13 protein-coding genes are annotated in these 16,670 nt (G+C 59.0%); 3 read left to right on the plus strand and 10 right to left on the minus strand.

What is annotated here, in order from left to right:
- Nucleotide 1 precedes the first annotated feature (1 nt).
- The 8 genes from tssB to A6013_RS10095 all read right to left on the minus strand — a co-directional run bounded on the left by tssB (nucleotide 2) and on the right by A6013_RS10095 (nucleotide 9,635).
- Nucleotides 2–526, minus strand: coding sequence for a type VI secretion system contractile sheath small subunit (tssB, locus tag A6013_RS10060; RefSeq protein ID WP_008502644.1), 525 nt, complete (start codon nucleotides 524–526; stop codon nucleotides 2–4).
- Between the two features lie 75 nt (nucleotides 527–601).
- Entirely contained in the window at nucleotides 602–1,618 is a 1,017-nt protein-coding gene (gene tssA / locus A6013_RS10065; RefSeq protein WP_048956570.1) for a type VI secretion system protein TssA, read from the minus strand.
- Between the two features lie 11 nt (nucleotides 1,619–1,629).
- Nucleotides 1,630–2,346: a type VI secretion system-associated protein TagF gene (tagF, locus tag A6013_RS10070; protein WP_028013492.1), complete on the minus strand. Its 717-nt coding sequence runs from the start codon at nucleotides 2,344–2,346 to the stop codon at nucleotides 1,630–1,632.
- A gap of 16 nt (nucleotides 2,347–2,362) precedes the next feature.
- Nucleotides 2,363–5,983: a type VI secretion system membrane subunit TssM gene (gene tssM, locus A6013_RS10075; protein ID WP_045260278.1), complete on the minus strand. Its 3,621-nt coding sequence runs from the start codon at nucleotides 5,981–5,983 to the stop codon at nucleotides 2,363–2,365.
- 2 nt (nucleotides 5,984–5,985) lie between these two features.
- Nucleotides 5,986–7,224: a DotU family type VI secretion system protein gene (locus A6013_RS10080; protein WP_069733004.1), complete on the minus strand. Its 1,239-nt coding sequence runs from the start codon at nucleotides 7,222–7,224 to the stop codon at nucleotides 5,986–5,988.
- A gap of 17 nt (nucleotides 7,225–7,241) precedes the next feature.
- Nucleotides 7,242–8,585: a type VI secretion system baseplate subunit TssK gene (gene tssK, locus A6013_RS10085; protein ID WP_041909533.1), complete on the minus strand. Its 1,344-nt coding sequence runs from the start codon at nucleotides 8,583–8,585 to the stop codon at nucleotides 7,242–7,244.
- A gap of 28 nt (nucleotides 8,586–8,613) precedes the next feature.
- Nucleotides 8,614–9,117: a type VI secretion system lipoprotein TssJ gene (gene tssJ / locus A6013_RS10090; RefSeq protein WP_028013495.1), complete on the minus strand. Its 504-nt coding sequence runs from the start codon at nucleotides 9,115–9,117 to the stop codon at nucleotides 8,614–8,616.
- Nucleotides 9,118–9,140: 23 nt separating this feature from the next.
- A complete protein-coding gene (locus A6013_RS10095) occupies nucleotides 9,141–9,635 on the minus strand; it encodes a hypothetical protein (protein ID WP_028013496.1) in 495 nt (164 codons plus the stop codon).
- A 978-nt stretch (nucleotides 9,636–10,613) separates the two neighbouring features.
- Here A6013_RS10095 and A6013_RS10100 point away from each other — a divergent pair.
- Entirely contained in the window at nucleotides 10,614–12,902 is a 2,289-nt protein-coding gene (locus A6013_RS10100; RefSeq protein WP_069733005.1) for an FdhF/YdeP family oxidoreductase, read from the plus strand.
- Nucleotides 12,903–12,925: 23 nt separating this feature from the next.
- Entirely contained in the window at nucleotides 12,926–13,822 is an 897-nt protein-coding gene (locus tag A6013_RS10105; RefSeq protein ID WP_063437361.1) for a LysR family transcriptional regulator, read from the plus strand.
- On the opposite strand, the gene A6013_RS10110 is transcribed toward A6013_RS10105, so the two are convergent.
- The gene (locus A6013_RS10110; protein ID WP_069733006.1) at nucleotides 13,801–14,559 is read right to left on the minus strand and encodes a phosphate/phosphite/phosphonate ABC transporter substrate-binding protein; all 759 of its coding nucleotides are present in this window, start codon (nucleotides 14,557–14,559) and stop codon (nucleotides 13,801–13,803) included. The genes A6013_RS10105 and A6013_RS10110 overlap by 22 nt on opposite strands.
- The gene (locus A6013_RS10115; RefSeq protein ID WP_069733007.1) at nucleotides 14,552–15,523 is read right to left on the minus strand and encodes a fatty acid desaturase; all 972 of its coding nucleotides are present in this window, start codon (nucleotides 15,521–15,523) and stop codon (nucleotides 14,552–14,554) included. Before A6013_RS10115 ends, A6013_RS10110 begins: the two co-directional genes overlap by 8 nt.
- A 148-nt stretch (nucleotides 15,524–15,671) precedes the next feature.
- On the opposite strand from A6013_RS10115, the gene A6013_RS10120 reads away from it, so the two are divergent.
- Nucleotides 15,672–16,652 carry a GlxA family transcriptional regulator gene (locus tag A6013_RS10120; RefSeq protein ID WP_028013500.1) on the plus strand — a complete coding sequence of 327 codons (981 nt, stop codon included), beginning with the start codon at nucleotides 15,672–15,674 and terminating at the stop codon, nucleotides 16,650–16,652.
- The last annotated feature ends 18 nt before the right edge of the window (nucleotides 16,653–16,670 follow it).

Below are 16,670 nucleotides of genomic sequence, written 5' to 3' on the forward strand. Positions count from 1 at the left end.
ATTATTCCTCGCTACCTTTCGCACTTTCGTCATTTTTCGGCAACTGGCTCAGGGATTTGAGCAGCGTCGGATCCTGAAGGATTTTTGCGATCAGCTCTTCCGCACCGTTTTTGCCGTCCATGTAGGTCAGCAGGTTAGAGAGCTGCGTGCGCGCCTCCAGCAGCTTGTTCAGCGGCTCAACCTTGCGGGCCACCGCGTCCGGCAGGAAGTCGTCCATGCTGTCGAAGGTCAGATCGACGTTGAGCTTACCTTCGCCGGTCAGGGTGTTATCTACCTGGAACGCCACGCGCGGCTTCAGCGCCTTCATGCGTTCATCGAAGTTATCGATGTCGATTTCCAGGAATTTACGCTCGTCGACGGCTGGCAGGTTTTCCACCGGCTTGCCAACCAGATCGGCCATAACGCCCATCACAAACGGCAGCTGAATTTTGCGTTCTGCACCGTAGATCTCTACGTCGTATTCGATCTGCACGCGGGGAGCACGGTTGCGTGCGATGAATTTCTGTCCACTGTTACTCATTGCCATGATGTTCTCCATCAAAGATGCGCGGTGAAGGTGAAACGGCAGACTCCATGCCTGTCGTCATAATGCCAGGACGCGTCATTCGCGGCGTCCAAAGATGTTTTCCAGTTGGTTAACGCCGTCTGGCGCCAGGTCGCGAATAATGTCCATAAAGTTAAGTTCTGACAGCCGCTGCACCCGTTCAATCATCAGCGGCGCGGGGTGGCTCGGTTCGTACTGCGCGAAATACTGCTTCGCTTTTTCCAGCATTAGCTGCGCGTCGGCGCGGCTGGTAACCTGCACGCTGCGCCAGTCGGTGACCGGCTGAACGGGCTGCGCTGCCGCAGGCTGCGGCTCAGCGTGCTGTTCAGCCTGCGCTTCACGGTTCGGCAGCAGCTTGCTGATGTCGGTCACCTGACAGGCGCTGGCGACCAGCCCCACGGTTTTCAGCAGCTGTTCCATTTCCGGTACGCCGCTTTCACCGAGATGCCCGGTGAGCAACTCGCGGATGGCCAGCAGCCGTTCGTTAATCACAATGACCGCTGCGGTCCCCGGCTGGTCGCCGCGCGCCAGTTCGTCAATCAGCCTCGGGCGACCGCCGGGATAGTCCGGACACTCGGTTTTACTGCCGTCCAGCAGCGCCTGGGCGTCACGCAGCGAAATTTCATCGCCGTTTGAACGCAGCAGCGAGGCGTTACGTACCGCGACGGTGAGCTCGGATTTATCGCTCAGCCCTGCCAGAGCGTTAATGCGATAGAACGGGTCGGTTTCGCCATACTCTTCCAACAGCGGATAGAGCGGCTCCCAGTAGCGCGCGATAGCCTCCTGCACCAGCAACAGCCCGTCCGCGTAGCCCGCAAGACCGCGACGGCGGGTCCAGGCGTGGGTTAACGCCAGCATCACGCGAAGATCTTTGGTGCGGCTCAGCAGGCTGGTAGCGAATTTTTCTACCGTGTTCCAGTCCGCAGGCTCTGCAGGGATGATGGTGTCGCCAAACTGCTGTTCCGCTTTGCCCTGACTGGCCTGGTTCATTGCCTGGAAGTCAGCGTCATATTCCAGATTGTCGCCACAGGGCTTGTCGGGACTTATTGGCGCGAGAAATTCTTCGATATTCATGAGATCCCTGCTTATTCAAACATAGGCGGATAGAGACCGTGACGCCCCGGGCGGGCGCCCCCTGCCGGGTCGAACAGCAGGGTAAAAAGCTGGCCGGTGAAGTTGCCGCTGTGAACGTGGGTGTATAGCGGGTAACCGTCGCAGCGGTTGGTCCACCAGTAGCTGGTCTGACGCAGCGGGTCAAAGCACTCTGCCGCCTGCGGCCAGCCCAGCGTGCTTTGGCCGTCCTCGTCGTAACCAATGACGTCGAGGATGTCAGAGCGCTTCTGCGGCTCGACGGGCTGCGGCGCCGGAATGGACATCAGCATCTCATCCAGCTGCGAGGCGGAAAAGCTGTTACGCACCGCGTGCAGCCCCAGACGACCAATTTGCTGATACCAGCTCTCCGCCTGGCTGAGCAGGCTGGTCGACCACTCTGACGGGGCGAAGCTCAGCTGAATGCAGACCGGGTACTGTCGGCCAACGCTGTCGCGGCCGGGCAGCAGGCAGCCCATCTGGATCATCTGGCTGCCCAGCATCGGCGGGACGACGAAATTCCAGACCGGAGCTTTGGTGAACTGGCGCTCGCCGCTGCGCTGCTCTTCCTGCTGCCAGGCCAGCAGGCCAACCTGAAACCAGTGCGACCACTGGCGCTGTAAGGTGTCAGGAAAGCGACGCTGCAGGAAATCTCCGGCGCTGGGTAATTTGCCATACCAGCTGTAGCGGTTCATCGCAGGGGTATTCGTCATACGGCTGTCCTTGCGGTTATGGGCATGAAAAACGGGGAAGCTGGAACGGGTTGCGGATGCTGTTCGGCGCAAACTCCAGCGTGACCTGATGTCCGTCGACGTTGAAGGTGGCCTGACGGCTCAGGCTACCCGCGCCCGGGCTGGTGCTCGCTTTGTCAAAAAAGCGGTTTAGCGCCCAGGAGCCGTTGGTCACAAGCGTCGCGGTGCTGCCGTTAGCCAGACCCAGCTGCATACGGACCTGGTTGGTGCCGCCCGGCCCCGGCCAGTTCATGATCTGCACCGCCTGCGGACCGTGGCTGTAACGCAGCAGCTGGCCGTCGACATCCAGCGTCAGGTTCAGAATGGTGTTATCCATTCGCACGGTGCGAACCGTCACCTTGAAGGACGGCGTGGTTGCGCCGTTAGCAAAGAAGGCGTCGCGAATCGACTGGGCCTGCTGGAACGGTCTCAGCAGCCCTTCGCTGCCCGGCAGGGTTTTACCGTCGATACCCGGCATAAAGCGCCAGTTTGCCTGCGTCGTATCCACTTTGCTGGTCAGGTTGTCGCGAAAGAAGGTATCCATCAGCCCGGTGCCCGGCGCGAACATGCGGGCGAGATCGTCCGGGGTGACCTCAGTGCTGGCGCTGCGCACCAGCGGGTAGCGACCGGCTATTGCCTGACGGCAGAAACCGCCGACTTCAACGTTGATCCGCTTACGCACGTTTTCCAGATCGCGGCGCTGGGTATCGCTGCTGGCCCCCACCGCCATGTTGCTGAACATGGTTTGCAATCCGCCCGGCAGTCGACCGGCGCTGGCCTGCAGACGGCTGATCGCCTCGCCGCCCGGCGCCGGCATACCGCTGTTGGCGGCGTCCTGCACGGCGGTCAGGTAACGATAAAGCTCGTCCACCTGCTTAAGAAAATCATCAAAGACGATGGTCTTGCCACCCTTTTCCAGCGGCTGGGCCAGCTCAATCATCGGCGCGTAGTGGTCCGTCACCAGCTGCTCCGGCGCCTGAGTAATCGCGGCGGCCTGCGTCGGAGCATTGTCATTATTGCTGAACAGCGCTTCCAGCGTGCGGGTGGCGCGGTTGCTCTGCGCCTGCGCTTTATCGGCATCTTCCGGTGCCGGGGTATCCCGGGAGAGCGTCAGCACCTGGCTCAGGTTCTGCACCAGACGGCGCAGGGGCGAGTTTGCGCCAGAGAGCAGGCGCGCAGTGTTGATGCGCTGGGAGAGATCGGCGCTGTTGTTAAGCTGGATGTCGGCGAGAAAGCGATCCCAGTTCGCGATAAAGTCGCGCATGTAGAGCTGGCGTACGGCGTTATCGATCTGCTGTTTATCTTCCTGCGCGGTCGCGGCGCCCAGCACCCAGGCGTCGTCTTCATGCAGGGCGGTCGTTACGCTGTCAATCTGGCTGTTAAAGCTTTTCCAGTAACCGTCCGGCGTATAAAGACCCGGCACCCCTTCGCTCACCGGCTTACCGCTTTTGCGGGAAAACACCAGCTCGCTCTGTGGCCCGCCCAGGTCGGAAAGGGAGACCGGTTTGAGGTTGTCGTCATGTTCCAGCAGGCGCTTCAGGCGACCGTAGACGCGGGTTGAAAGCGGCTGCTGGTTGATCAGCGCTCTTTCACGCGCCACCAGGGATTCGTCCTGCGCGTACGGCGAGGCCTGAATTTTCGGCTCCAGCAGCTGGGTGAGATGCCATTCGAGCTGCTGCAGCTGCGCCTTCGTGACGTTTTGCGGCAGGTTGCGCTGCAGATTGAGCATCACCCAGGAGTGCAGGAATTTGCCGTCGTAGTGCTTCGGCTGATAGAGCATCTGATAGGCTTTCAGCGCCTCATAGCTGTACTCCACGTCGCTGCCGTTATCGTTGCGCAGCCAGGTGGTGATGTGCATAGCAACGGCGGGCAACAGCAGCTGATCCAGCGCCTTCTGGTACAGGGACTGCGAAGCATCGCTGACGTCATCCCCACGGTAAAGCCCCATGCGGCGGGAGACTGGCGGATCGTTGACATCAAACGCGTCGCTTTTCGGCAGGTCCACCAGGCCATTCAGCAACGGCAGCAGATCGAACAGGTCACGCTGCGGCTGGTTCTGCAACGCTTTGCTCTGCTGGTCCAGCAGCGGCACCTTCGCATCCACCTCTTCCAGATAGGCCTTGTTTTTAGCATAGCTGGTGAGCCACAGCCCGCCGAGGATCGCCAGCAGGGCCAGCAGCGCCACGTAGCCGGACCAGATCACCGCCCGGTTGCGCAGTTCCCACCAGCGGTTTTCCCCGGCGATCCCGGCTTCCTGGAAAATAACGTTTTGCAGCAGGTTCTTGATGAAGAAACTCTGGCCCTTCGCGCCCGGGATTGGGGCTTCTTTACTGACCGAATCCCAGTTATCGCGCTCTGCCCCTTCCGGCAGGGAGAGCGCGCGGTTCAGTTCGCCCATTACGCGGTCAAACGGCATGCCTTCCTGCGTCCCGCTGGCGAAGTAGATCCCGCGCGGGGAGAACTCAGTTTCGAAGTTGGAGCGCGCAAAGACCGTGCTCAGGTAGTCCGCCAGCAGCGGACGCAGCGCGGCGAACTCCTGCGGGAAGAGATACGCTTCGGCGCGGGTTTTCGCGTCATGCTCTTTGAGCATGGTTTCCGGCAGCCCGGCATCAAGACGCTGCTGCAGCAGAGAAAATTCCTGCTGGAAGTTGCCCATCAGGTCGTAATCGGCGTGTTTGGTCTGCTCCCACGGCAGCGTGAAGCCCCAGATCTGGTCGCGCTGCGCTTTATCGTAGTCGGCAAACCAGGCGCGGAAGCCTTTGAGAAGGTCGGCCTTGGTCACCATCACGTACACCGGGAAGCGGATACCCAGCTGTTCATGCAGCTCGGACAGACGCTGGCGCAGATTTACCGCCTGCTGGCGGGACGCCTCGGCAGACTGGGTCAGCAGGTCCGAAATGCTGATCGTGACGATGACGCCGTTGATCGGCTGGCGGCGACGGTACTTGCGCAGTAGTCCCATGAACTGCAGCCACTCACCGGCATCCTGCGCCTGCTCGCTCTCCTGGGTGGTATAGCGACCCGCGGTGTCCAGCAGCACGGCCTCGTTGGTGAACCACCAGTCGCAGTTGCGCGTGCCGCCAATACCGCGCAGCGCGGTCTTACCGAAACGGTCGGCCAGCGGGAACTGCAGCCCGGAGTTCACCAGCGCCGTAGTTTTACCGGAGCCCGGCGCGCCAATAATGACGTACCACGGCAGTTGATAGAGATATTGCGTGCTGAAGCGCTGGGTCCACTGAGCGCCCTGGCCCGCTTTGCTGAAGTGCGCTTTTTTAAGCATCTGCGCGGCTTCATCAAAACGGCTGGCGAGGATCTGCTCCTCACTGTTCAGGCGCTGCTGCGGATCCGCCGCCTCCGGGCTGGTGGTGTTCTCGTTGAGCTTGTCCATCAGCTTGCGGTTCAGCCAGGCGTTATAAAGGCGCGGCAGAATATGGCCCTGCGCCCACAGCAGGTAGACCACGGCGATACTGATGATGCGGTTCTGTTCGGATTCGAGCGGTCGGGTGTCCACGATGGACAACAGCGGGCCAATCATCCAGATCACCGCCGCCAGCGCCGTTACGCCGAGGAAGCTCCACAGAATGCGGTTGGTCAGAATGGAAAGAAGTGTAGTCAGCATCCTTAGTTTCCTTGCGGCAATCCGTTCAGCTCGGCCTGGGTGTTTTCAGGCGACACCAGCAGAGTAATTTCCACACGGCGGTTACGGGCGCGGTTTTCCGGCGTCGTGTTCGGCGCCACCGGGTTAATCTCGCCCCGCCCTTCCGCCTTCACGCGGCCAGGCTGAGAGAGGCTTCCCTGCAGCATTTTCTGTACGGAGCGCGCGCGTTCCAGTGAGAGCTCGTAGTTAGAGGCAAAGCGCGCGCTGCGGATCGGCACGTTATCGCTGTAGCCCACCACCAGAATTTTGCCGCTGACGTTGTTCATCGCCTGCGCAATGCGGTTGATGACCGATTCATAGCGGTCGCGCACGACGGTCGAGGCGGAGGCAAACAGCCCATCGCCCTTCAGGATAACGACGCTGCGATCTGCCTGGTCTTTTACCGCCACCAGGCCCGCCTCAATTTCAGGCTTCAGGAAGCCGCGCAGGTTAAGCACCGCGGGCAGCTGACGCGCCGGCTGCTGGATGGTGGTTTCCGGCAGTTGGGACTGATAAATCTTCGCCAGCACCGGGTTGGTGTTGTCGCCAAGGCGCCAGTTAAGCACGATATAAAACAGGCAGGCGATAAACCCGGCCAGCGCCACGCAGGCCCACAGGGGAACCATCGGCCGCCAGAGCTTGCGCAGCACCGGGCGATCTTCCGGATGAGGAGAAAGCGGCGGCGGATAGCTGCCGCGCACGCCGCGGATCATTTGCCACAGCCGCTGCTTGATGGTTTCAAGCTGGGTGCGGCCATTGTCCAGCACCCGATAGCGCCCCTCGAAGCCGAGCAGCAGGCAGTAGTTGATCATCTCCAGCAGCAGGATATGCTCGCGCGGGTTCTGCGACAGGCGCGCCAGCAGCTGGAAGAACTTTTCGCCGCCCCAGGTTTCGTTATGGAACGTCACCAGCAGGCCATTGCTGGACCAGACGCCGCTGCTGCCCCAGGGAGTCAGCGCGGCGGCCTCGTCCAGCGCCGTGCACAGGCAGTAGCGCGCCCCGACGATCACTTCGTAGGGCAGCCCCGCCTGCTGGCAGCGGACTTCAAAACGGCGAATCTCATCGATCAGGCGCTGGCGTAACGCCACCTGATCGTCATGTGATACCGAATGACGGATCTGCGGAATCGCGTTGAGCAGCGGATTGGCGGCCGCCACCAGCTGATTGTTGCTACTGGCTCCGGTAAACGCGGCATCACTGCCGCTATCCTGTCGTTCCTGCATATTAAGCGCTCGCTTTATTATTCTGTCGGGCTACGGATGGCCCAAAACTCCATATCCAGCCCCGGGAACTCCCCTGCAAGGTGCAGGGCGAATGCGCCGGACTTATCCATCTCGTGCCACAGCTCGCTGCCCTTCTCCAGCTCGAAGTAGCTGTAGCCGGCATGCCACGGGATCTGCGGCGGCGCGACCGGCATGGCGCGCAGCATAATGCCCGGCAGCTGCAGCTGAACCAGATCGCGAATTTTCGAGACCGGGGCAATTTTCATCTGCGCCGGGAAGTGGGTTTGCAGGTGTTCGCCCGGCACGTTGGCTTTCACCGCCAGCACGAAGCCGAATTCGCGCACCATGCTGGTTTCAGGAACGGTGGCGATGTTCAGGCCATGCGAGCGCTCGTTAAGCGGCAGCTGAATGGCGTGGTCTTCCATCACCAGCGACAGCCCCTGGCGCAGCATCAGCATCAGCTTGCTGAAGCAGTTCGCCAGATCGTCGTGATCGTAGATCGGCAGCACGCTCTCGGTGGTGCGCTGCGACGTCCAGGTCGTGAGCTCGGTGGCAAACGGCAGCCAGCTGCGCCAGAGCGTTTCCGGGTGCAGCAGCGGCAGCGTTTTTAAATGTGAAACCTCGCCCAGATGACGGTTCACGAGCGAAAGCAGCGTAAATTCAATCAGTTCAGAGGTGTTAAAGCGGCCAGGCTGACGCAGGCGGCCGCCAATCTGCTGGCTGCGCTGCACCAGCAAACCGTGCAGATCGTTGATCATGCTGTAGATCTGCGGGCTGTTATTGGCGTTCAGCATCGGCGGGATGTAGCTGTTATCCAGCCGCACGTGGTTGTCGTTGCGTTTTTCAGTCACAAACGCCACGCCGATGGATGTCCATTCTGCCGTGAGGTCTTTTTCCAGCATCAGCGTCAGGCGCAGGCGGCCAAACTGGACGGTGGCATCCCCCACCGACATGGCGTTATCGTCCTCCACCTCCTGCTCAAACGCGACGAAGCGGGCCAGCGAGGCGGGCTCTTCGCTGAAAATCACCTCTTCCCGCTCGCCACGACGAACCGGCAGCGCGAGCACCACCTTTTCGTTGGTGAGATTGTCAGGAATTTTTAGCGGCGCGGGACCATTGCGTCCGTTGCGGACCTGGAAAAAGGTGCCGTCCGGCAGTAACCCGCTGCAGTAGCTCAGGGCAATACAGCCCTGGCGAAGCATCGCTTCGTCCAGTTCTACGTCGAGAAAGCCCCAGAGATAGGAACGCTGCAGCGCACCCCACTCACGAACATGGTTGAGCAGATAACTTTCAGTCCGCTGAAAATGGTGTGGACGCAGGAACATGCCTTCGGTCCAGACGACCTTTTCTGCTTTGGTCATGATGATGTGTTTCCTGTTGTGAAGCGCGTTACTGGCTGATGACCCGAATGCCGTTTACGTCGAGAAAAACGTTGGCCTGGAGTTCATCCGCGGACCATTTCCAGAACTGGTAGATATGATTTTCGCCTGGCACAGGCAGCGGGAGTGAAACGCGCCATTTTTTACCGTCCAGCTTCTGATATTCCGCCATCACGCCGATATAACGCGCCTCAGGATCGCTCTGACCACTGAGGGTTTTGGACAGCTGTCCCGGCATCAGGAAGAAAACGTCGCTGTTCAGCAGATTCGCGCCAAGCGTTGCTGACGCGTTGTTCTGCAGGGAATAGAAGTCGCTGGACATGAAATCCGCATCGGATTTCAACAACAGCACCCGGACTTTAAGTGGCGCAGAATCATTGATTTGTGGATGAGCCTGAAACTGCAGATTGTAGCGGGAAGGATCGCTGTGTGAAGACGACGTACAACCACTGACAAGGGCGAAAATCGCCGCGTAAAAGACTAACCACAGCCGATGAAACTTTTTATTATTCATAAAAATACGCCCACGAAAGCCGTTTAGTTCAGGATCCAGGTACCGTTAGCGCTGTCTTTGCAGGCTTTGCTGTTGCCATCCACATCGACGCAGGTCGCTTTTTTACGCACCTTAGGACGAATGGCCTGTTTGCGGACGGTGGCTTCGTACTGGTCGGCTTTGATAACGGCGCGCATCGGGACGTAGCCAATCAGCTGGTCGTTCCCCTCATCGGCGAGCGCCATCCAGTAGTGTTCAACCTGCCCCAGCACTACATAGGTTTTTCCGGTTTCCAGCGTACGGATAACCTTTCCGCCAAAATCAGGACGGCTCATCAGGGAGGCCGGGTACATGGCACGATAAGGCTCGTTGAGCTGGGTGAATTCCGTTGGCGGCACCACGGCGTGACGGTGGGTCAGGGTGACACCGTTGACCTGGCTGGTCACGATCGTGTCGTCGGTGATTGCCGGTTTCTGTGGCGCTTTACAGCCCGCCACCGCCATTACAAACAGAAGTGAAAACAGTACGCGCATTTTCATATGCTTTTCCGTAGCGATATTTTGATGATGGAGATAAGGGGATGAAATTTGACTTAGGTGCTATTGTTAAAATAGTCAGGATAATTTCGGGGTGTTACTAATTTAAAGGCATAGCTACCGCACGAGCCCTTCAGAATAAGGCCCAGCGTCTTCCTGACATATTTTGACAAACGGTAAACAAGTTTACATGAGCTTTGCTTCAATTCAATATTTACCGCAGCGTAAGTGGTGGTAATTGAAGCAGCCAAAACATTATAGGATTAATCTGATAAAAAAACCCGGCATGGCCTGGATCTACTTATTTCAACACCTTATAATGATATAACACACTGTTATTAAAGCATAAAATTCAAAAGAGAACGGATTTCACTAACGCAATAATGCTATTATCGCCACTACCATAATTAGTAGAAATGTCGTTTTGGTGATATCAGAAGAAGATATCGACGATGAATTATTTGTTGCACTAACAGGGTATGTTTAATATTGCCGCATCACCTGACGACACCATCACTATTTAACTTATTGACTGCGCCTTTAATTTCACGACTCAAAATAACTTATATTTCATGTTGTGATAATAACCCTGTAAGTGATTATACATTTCCGTTAATCATTAAGCCTGAGTAAACCTTCTCGTCACTATTTCGAATACCGACGTGGCTACAACGCCTGTCATCCGCCATGTTTCCACTTTTGAGCGGCCGTCTCTTTCATTCGAAATTTTACCTGCGCTACATGCTTTCTCTCTCGATGCTATCTATCCTGCCTACCGGATGATAGATACAATTTATTATTAAAATGATAAAATTTCGTTATAATTTCTTTAAATAGTTGCATGCCAACATTTTTAACTCATTGTTATAAAGATAATTACAGGCAAGAGCCGTAACTCAACCGCGTGGATTTCCATCTCCGCCAGTCATTGCTTTTGCTTATTACCCAGCCGTTGCGCGACCAAACACGTCAGGAGTCAGTATGAACATGAAAAGACGCTCAGTTCCCGGTATCAGACACTACGATGGTCCTGCCGGCGGCTGGGGCGCGTTGAAGGCGACGGCCATTGCGGTACGTACCCAAATGGATACCCTGGACGCTCCCGCGACGCTGCTGCGTACCAACCAGCCGGACGGTTTTGACTGCCCCGGCTGCGCGTGGCCCGATAAAGAGCACAAGTCGACATTCCAGTTCTGCGAGAACGGCGCGAAAGCGGTAACCTGGGAAGCGACCAGTAAGCGCGTGACGCCCGATTTTCTGGCGAAAAACAGCGTCTCCTCGCTGCTGGCTAAATCGGACTTTGAGCTGGAAGGTTACGGTCGTCTGACGCATCCCCTGCGCTATGATCGGGCCAGCGATACCTTCCGGCCCGTCGACTGGGACGAGGCGTTTCAACGCATCGGGGAAATATTGCGCGGGCTCGAACCGGACCAGGTCGAGTTCTATACTTCCGGGCGCGCCTCCAACGAAGCGGCGTATCTGTTCCAGCTGTTCGCCCGCGAGTACGGCACCAATAATTTCCCGGACTGCTCGAATATGTGTCACGAGGCCACCAGCGTCGGCTTGCCGCGCTCCATCGGAATTGGGAAAGGCACTGTCTCGCTGGACGATTTCGACAAGACTGAGCTGGTGATCTCCATCGGTCACAACCCCGGCACCAACCATCCGCGAATGATGGGTACCCTGCACGAGCTGGCGCGTCGCAATGTGCCGATTATCGTTTTCAACCCGCTGCGCGAACGCGCCCTCGAACGTTTTGCCGACCCGCAAAGCGTGATTGAAATGGCAACCTATGGCTCTACGGACATCGCCTCGACCTACTTCCAGGTGAAGGCCGGGGGCGATGCCGCCGCGCTGAAAGGCATTGCTAAACACCTTCTGGAGATGGAGGCCGAACGCGGTGACGTGCTCGACCGCGCGTTTATTGCAGAACACACCCGGGGTATTGAAGATTTTGCCGCCGATATCGCGCAGACCCGCTGGGACGACATTGAGCGCGAGTCGGGGCTCAGCCAGGCGGCGCTCAAAAAGGTGGCCGAGGCCTATGCCAAATCAAACGCCACCATCATTACTTACGGAATGGGGATTACCCAGCACAATAAAGGCACGGCGAACGTCCGCCTGATTGCTGACCTGCTGCTTTTGCGCGGGAATATCGGCAAGCCCGGCGCGGGGATCTGCCCCCTGCGCGGCCACTCAAACGTTCAGGGAAACCGGACCGTCGGGATTAGCGAGAAGCCTGCCCCGGCCTTCCTGAACCGCCTGAAAGAGGTGTTTGGCTTTGAGCCCCCTTCACGTCACGGACACGATGCGGTGCAGGCGACGCGGGCCATGATCGACGGTCACGCAAAAGCGCTCATTTGCCTCGGAGGTAACTTTGCCGTCGCGATGCCCGACCACGAGAACGGTTTCCCGGCGATGGGTAACCTGGATCTGAGCGTGCACGTCGGGACCAAGCTGAACCGTACCCATCTGCTGGTGGGCAAAGAGACCTTTATTTTCCCGTGTCTCGGCCGCACGGAGCTGGATATGCAGGCCACCGGCCGTCAGTCCATCACCGTCGAAGACTCCATGTCGATGGTGCATGCTTCCTCCGGCAAGCTGAAACCCGCCTCGCCGTTGCTCCGTTCGGAGCCTGCCATCGTCGCTGGCCTCGCAAAGGCTACCCTGCCGGAAACACGCGTGGACTGGCTGACGCTGGTCGAGGATTACGACCGCATCCGCGATTTGATCGAGCAGACCATTCCGGGCTTTGAGAACTACAATGCGCGGATCCGTGTTCCCGGCGGCTTCCGCATGCCGCTGCCGCCGACACAGCGTATCTGGCCGACCGCAACGGGCAAAGCGATGTTCTCGGTTTTCGACGGCGTACAGGAAAACGCCAGCGGTGAAGGCGAGCATGTGCTGCGCCTGATCACGCTGCGCAGCCACGATCAGTACAACACCACCATTTACGCCCTGGACGATCGCTACCGTGGCGTATTTGGCCGCCGCGACGTGCTGTTTATGAACGAAGAAGATATGGCGCAGTCAGGGCTGGAACACGGCGATCGCGTGGATATCGAAACCGCCCTCCCCGGCAGCGCGCAGCGGCTGGAAGATATTACGGTGGTGGCGTACAACATCGCCCCGGGCTCCGTCGGCGCGTATTACCCGGAGGCCAACGTGCTGGTGCCGCTCGATTATCTCGATAAGGACAGCGGTACGCCGTCGTATAAATCGGTTCCGGTTCGCATTACCCTGCGCTCGAAAGAGATCCGCATGCTGTAAGGCTTTACGCGCAGAGAAGAGTGATGGACATAAAACAGTTAAAATATTTACTCGCGCTCGACGAGACCCGCCACTTTGGTAAAGCGGCATTGCGGTGCAACATCACCCAGCCGACCCTCTCCATGCGCATCCGCAGCCTGGAAGAGGAGCTGGGGCTGGTGCTGATCGTGCGCGGGCAGCGTTTTGAAGGGTTTACGCCGGAGGGAGAGCGCATCCTCGCATGGGCGCGCGCGCTTCTTGCCGCGCACGACGGATTGCAGGCGGAAGCCGCGCTGTGTAAAGGCCAGGTGGTGGGAGAATTACGTCTGGGGATGGTGCCGCTGGCGAGCGTGGATCCGATGATCTTTATCCGCCTGCTTACGCAAAAGTACCCGGAGCTGACCTACAGCCTCTATTCTATGTCTTCGGCGCAGATTGCCGACGGCGTCAGCCGCAATCAGCTTGAGCTGGGGATTTGCTACCTGAACAGCATCGACACCAGCCTGTTTGACATTATTCAGCTTCCTAAAACGAAGATGGGGCTGCTCCACGACACCCGTCATTTCCAGCTTACCCCGGAGACGCTGACCTGGCACGACCTGACGGATTTTCCGCTGGGGTTCCTGACCAAAGGGATGCACTACCGGGCGCATATGGAGGCCAGCTTTAAAGCTGCTGGCATCGAACCGACGGCCGTTTTTGAGAGCGACTCCACGTTCCAGATCATTCAGGCGGTTCAGAGCGGCGTATGCTGCGCCGTGATGCCGCTGAATAACGGGCTGGAAGCCCTGAACAGCACTTTCAGGATTGTCCCCATCGCCGACGCGAACATTGAGGCTCCCATCGGCCTGATTATGCGCAGGCAGAAACCCGTCTCTTCGCTGGCGCTGCGCTGTTTTACCGACGCGCAGGCGATTTATCACGCGGGCAAGGAGGCGTAAGCCTGGCGCGACACCACGCTAAAACCGCCGATCAGCACCGCGGCGCAGACCTTCCGGTATTCCGGCGCACTCACCAGCTCGCGCAGCGCATCGCGAATGGCGCTGAGCGTTTCGGGGGACGTGCGTCGCGACGTGATTAATGGCAGCCCTGGCGTCAGCGGCGTTCGATCGAACGCCGCCAGCCCCGCAAGCCGTTCCGGCTCATGACGCTCCAGCAGCGCCCAGGTCACGCAGTCTATGGCGGCGATATCGCTCTTCCCGCGCTGCACATCAATCAGCGACTGACGGTGGCTGCCGCTGAAGGACGTTTGTGAGAAAAATGGCCCGTCAACAATCAGGGGTGCCACCTTTTTTCGCAGCGCGTTATAGCCGGACTGCGAGTCTTCCGAATTACAAACCGCCCGACGTCCGCGAAAATCCGCCAGCGTGAGATGCCTTTCCTCCGCGCGCGCTACCAGAAAACTGCGGTACTGGCTCCCTTCGCAGCCCGCGGCGGTGTAGTGAAAACAGCCCACCACCTGTACCTCCGGGAGCTGCGTCACCAGCGGGTAGCCGCATGTCTGGCTGAGGATAAGCTCAGGCTGCTGCCAGTGGGCCAGCAGGTCAGATTCCGGCCAGCCGGGAGCACCACCGACGGGCACGCCACGCGCGGCCAGCAGATGCTGCACCGCCAGCCAGAGCGCGCGGGTATCGCCGCGATCCACGGCGTACATGGGAAACGCCAGCAGGTTACTCATACCTCTCCTCCTGTTGTTTTCCGGGATGGACGGTGACCTCCACTGGCCGGGTCCAGAACTGGCGTAGCCATTCACCGTAGCCCCGGACCACAAAGCCGTGGTTACGCTGCCGGTACGCCTCCCGGTTTTGCCGATAGATCGTCGGCAACCCGTACCAGGGAACGCCCGGTAAATCGTGGTGAATAGAATGGTAGTTGAGATTCAAAAACAGCACCCGCCAGACTAGCCCGGCCTCGTTAATGACCGAGCGCGCGAGCGGATCGTCCGCCGCCCGATGTTCGTAGAACGAGCGGACCTTGGTCAGCGCCAGCGCCGGATAGCTTACCGCCAGCACAAACCAGACGGGCGAAAAGCCGTGATGCACCATCCACGCGAAAAGTGCCGCCAGCAGCAGAGCGTGAACCAGCCACATCGCCATCGCCCGCAGGTGAAAATCACGAAACGCCGCCCCGGCGCTGCCCAGCGTCTGGACGATATCCAGCAGCGGCGCCAGCAGAAGCCGCCCGGCAAAGGTATTCCGGGCCCGGATCAGGCGCTTCTGCCACGGGGAAAAGCGCGCCCAGCTCGCCTCGGTGAAATAGTACGACTCCGGGTCATCCGCCGGAAAGGTCAGGCTATCGTGACGGTGATGGGCCAGATGGGAATCCCGGTACAGGCCATACGGATACCAGACCGCCAGCGGGAGCGTGCCAAACAGCTGGTTAAGCCGGGCAAAACGGGTGGGATGCCCGTGGATCAGCTCGTGCTGCAGGGACATGTACCAGGCGGTAAACCAGATAAGCAGCAGCGTGGCGGGAAGCAGGCCGAGCGTTTGCCAGAATGTTAGGGTGGAAAACCAGCCGGTATAGATAATGACGATCAGCAGCCACGTAGGGAGTTCACTTCGCCACAGAACCCCAGATGCAAGTCGGTGGATGTGATTGCGCTGCTGCGGATGTAAATAGAGGGAGCTTCGTTTACTCATTCCTTCAGATGCCGTTTCGCCAGAGACAATGCTCTGACGATCGGGGATAACGCCTGAAATGACAAAGAACTTAAATCGCTTTGCTTTGCCGGAAACGCAGGGTCACGCCCGGCTTGACTTATTCTGTGGTAAAGGTACTTTTCAGGACATGAAGAAAATATTAATTATCGTACCTGACGGCGGCATGCTGTTTGAGGCCGCCGGTATCGCCGACATTCTGATGCAGGCCAACCGGCTGCATCCGGAAGGGCTTACCCAGCCCCGCTACCGTATCATCATTGCCACCACGCAGCCCCACCAGGTGATCCACGGCCAGTCTGGCCTGAACCTGCTGGCGGACTATCGTCTGCCGGAGTTGGATCCGCGCGAACCGCTGGACACCATTATCATCACCGGACGCGGGATCAACGAGCAGGAGAGCACGGCGGTGGTGGACTGGCTGCACCTCGCTGCCCCGCACGCCCGGCGGGTCGCCTCCATTTGCGGGGGCGCGATGCTGCTTGCCCAGACCGGCTTGCTGGACGGCCGCCGCGCAACCACCCACTGGCGGCTGCTGGAGACGATGCAAGCCCAGTACCCGGCTATCCATGTCGAAGGCGGCCCGCTGTATATTCAGGATGGCCCCATCTGGACCTCCGGCGGCGTGAGTTCCGGGTTCGATCTGACCCTGGCGCTGGTGGAAGACGACTACGGATTTACCCTCGCCCGCGACGTGGCGCAGGATATGGTGATGTATCTGCGTCGCCCCGGCGGACAGCTGCAGTTCAGCCGCTATAGCCTGCAGCAGCCTGGCGCATCGGGGCCTATCAGCGAACTGCAAACCTGGATCCTGCAGAACCTCACCGCCGACCTGTGCGTGGAAAATTTGGCCGAAAAGGTGGCGATGAGCCCGCGCAATTTCACCCGGGTTTTTACCCGCGACGCGGGCGTCTCGCCTGCCCGTTACGTGATGGAAGCGCGCCTGGCCGCCGCCCGACAGCTGCTTGAGCAGACCCATGATCCCCTTGAGCGGGTTGCCGAGCAAAGCGGGTTTGGCACCAGCATTAACCTGCGCCGCGTATTTGAGAAACAGCTCCACCTCACGCCGGGCGAGTACCGCCAGCGCTTCCACTGCCGCAAGATGGCGTAATCTGATCCTTTTTTGTCG

Origin of the sequence: Enterobacter sp. IF2SW-B1, from assembly GCF_001743375.1 — a bacterium.
Classification (GTDB): Bacteria; Pseudomonadota; Gammaproteobacteria; order Enterobacterales; family Enterobacteriaceae; genus Enterobacter; species Enterobacter bugandensis.

Bases quoted from the DNA above. Each gene is read 5' to 3' on its own strand.
- tssB (WP_008502644.1), bottom strand. From the start codon at position 526: ATGGCAATGAGTAACAGTGGACAGAAATTCATCGCACGCAACCGTGCT.
- tssA (WP_048956570.1), bottom strand. From the start codon at position 1,618: ATGAATATCGAAGAATTTCTCGCGCCAATAAGTCCCGACAAGCCCTGT.
- tagF (WP_028013492.1), bottom strand. From the start codon at position 2,346: ATGACGAATACCCCTGCGATGAACCGCTACAGCTGGTATGGCAAATTA.
- tssM (WP_045260278.1), bottom strand. From the start codon at position 5,983: ATGCTGACTACACTTCTTTCCATTCTGACCAACCGCATTCTGTGGAGC.
- A6013_RS10080 (WP_069733004.1), bottom strand. From the start codon at position 7,224: ATGCAGGAACGACAGGATAGCGGCAGTGATGCCGCGTTTACCGGAGCC.
- tssK (WP_041909533.1), bottom strand. From the start codon at position 8,585: ATGACCAAAGCAGAAAAGGTCGTCTGGACCGAAGGCATGTTCCTGCGT.
- tssJ (WP_028013495.1), bottom strand. From the start codon at position 9,117: ATGAATAATAAAAAGTTTCATCGGCTGTGGTTAGTCTTTTACGCGGCG.
- A6013_RS10095 (WP_028013496.1), bottom strand. From the start codon at position 9,635: ATGAAAATGCGCGTACTGTTTTCACTTCTGTTTGTAATGGCGGTGGCG.
- A6013_RS10100 (WP_069733005.1), top strand. From the start codon at position 10,614: ATGAACATGAAAAGACGCTCAGTTCCCGGTATCAGACACTACGATGGT.
- A6013_RS10105 (WP_063437361.1), top strand. From the start codon at position 12,926: ATGGACATAAAACAGTTAAAATATTTACTCGCGCTCGACGAGACCCGC.
- A6013_RS10110 (WP_069733006.1), bottom strand. From the start codon at position 14,559: ATGAGTAACCTGCTGGCGTTTCCCATGTACGCCGTGGATCGCGGCGAT.
- A6013_RS10115 (WP_069733007.1), bottom strand. From the start codon at position 15,523: ATGAGTAAACGAAGCTCCCTCTATTTACATCCGCAGCAGCGCAATCAC.
- A6013_RS10120 (WP_028013500.1), top strand. From the start codon at position 15,672: ATGAAGAAAATATTAATTATCGTACCTGACGGCGGCATGCTGTTTGAG.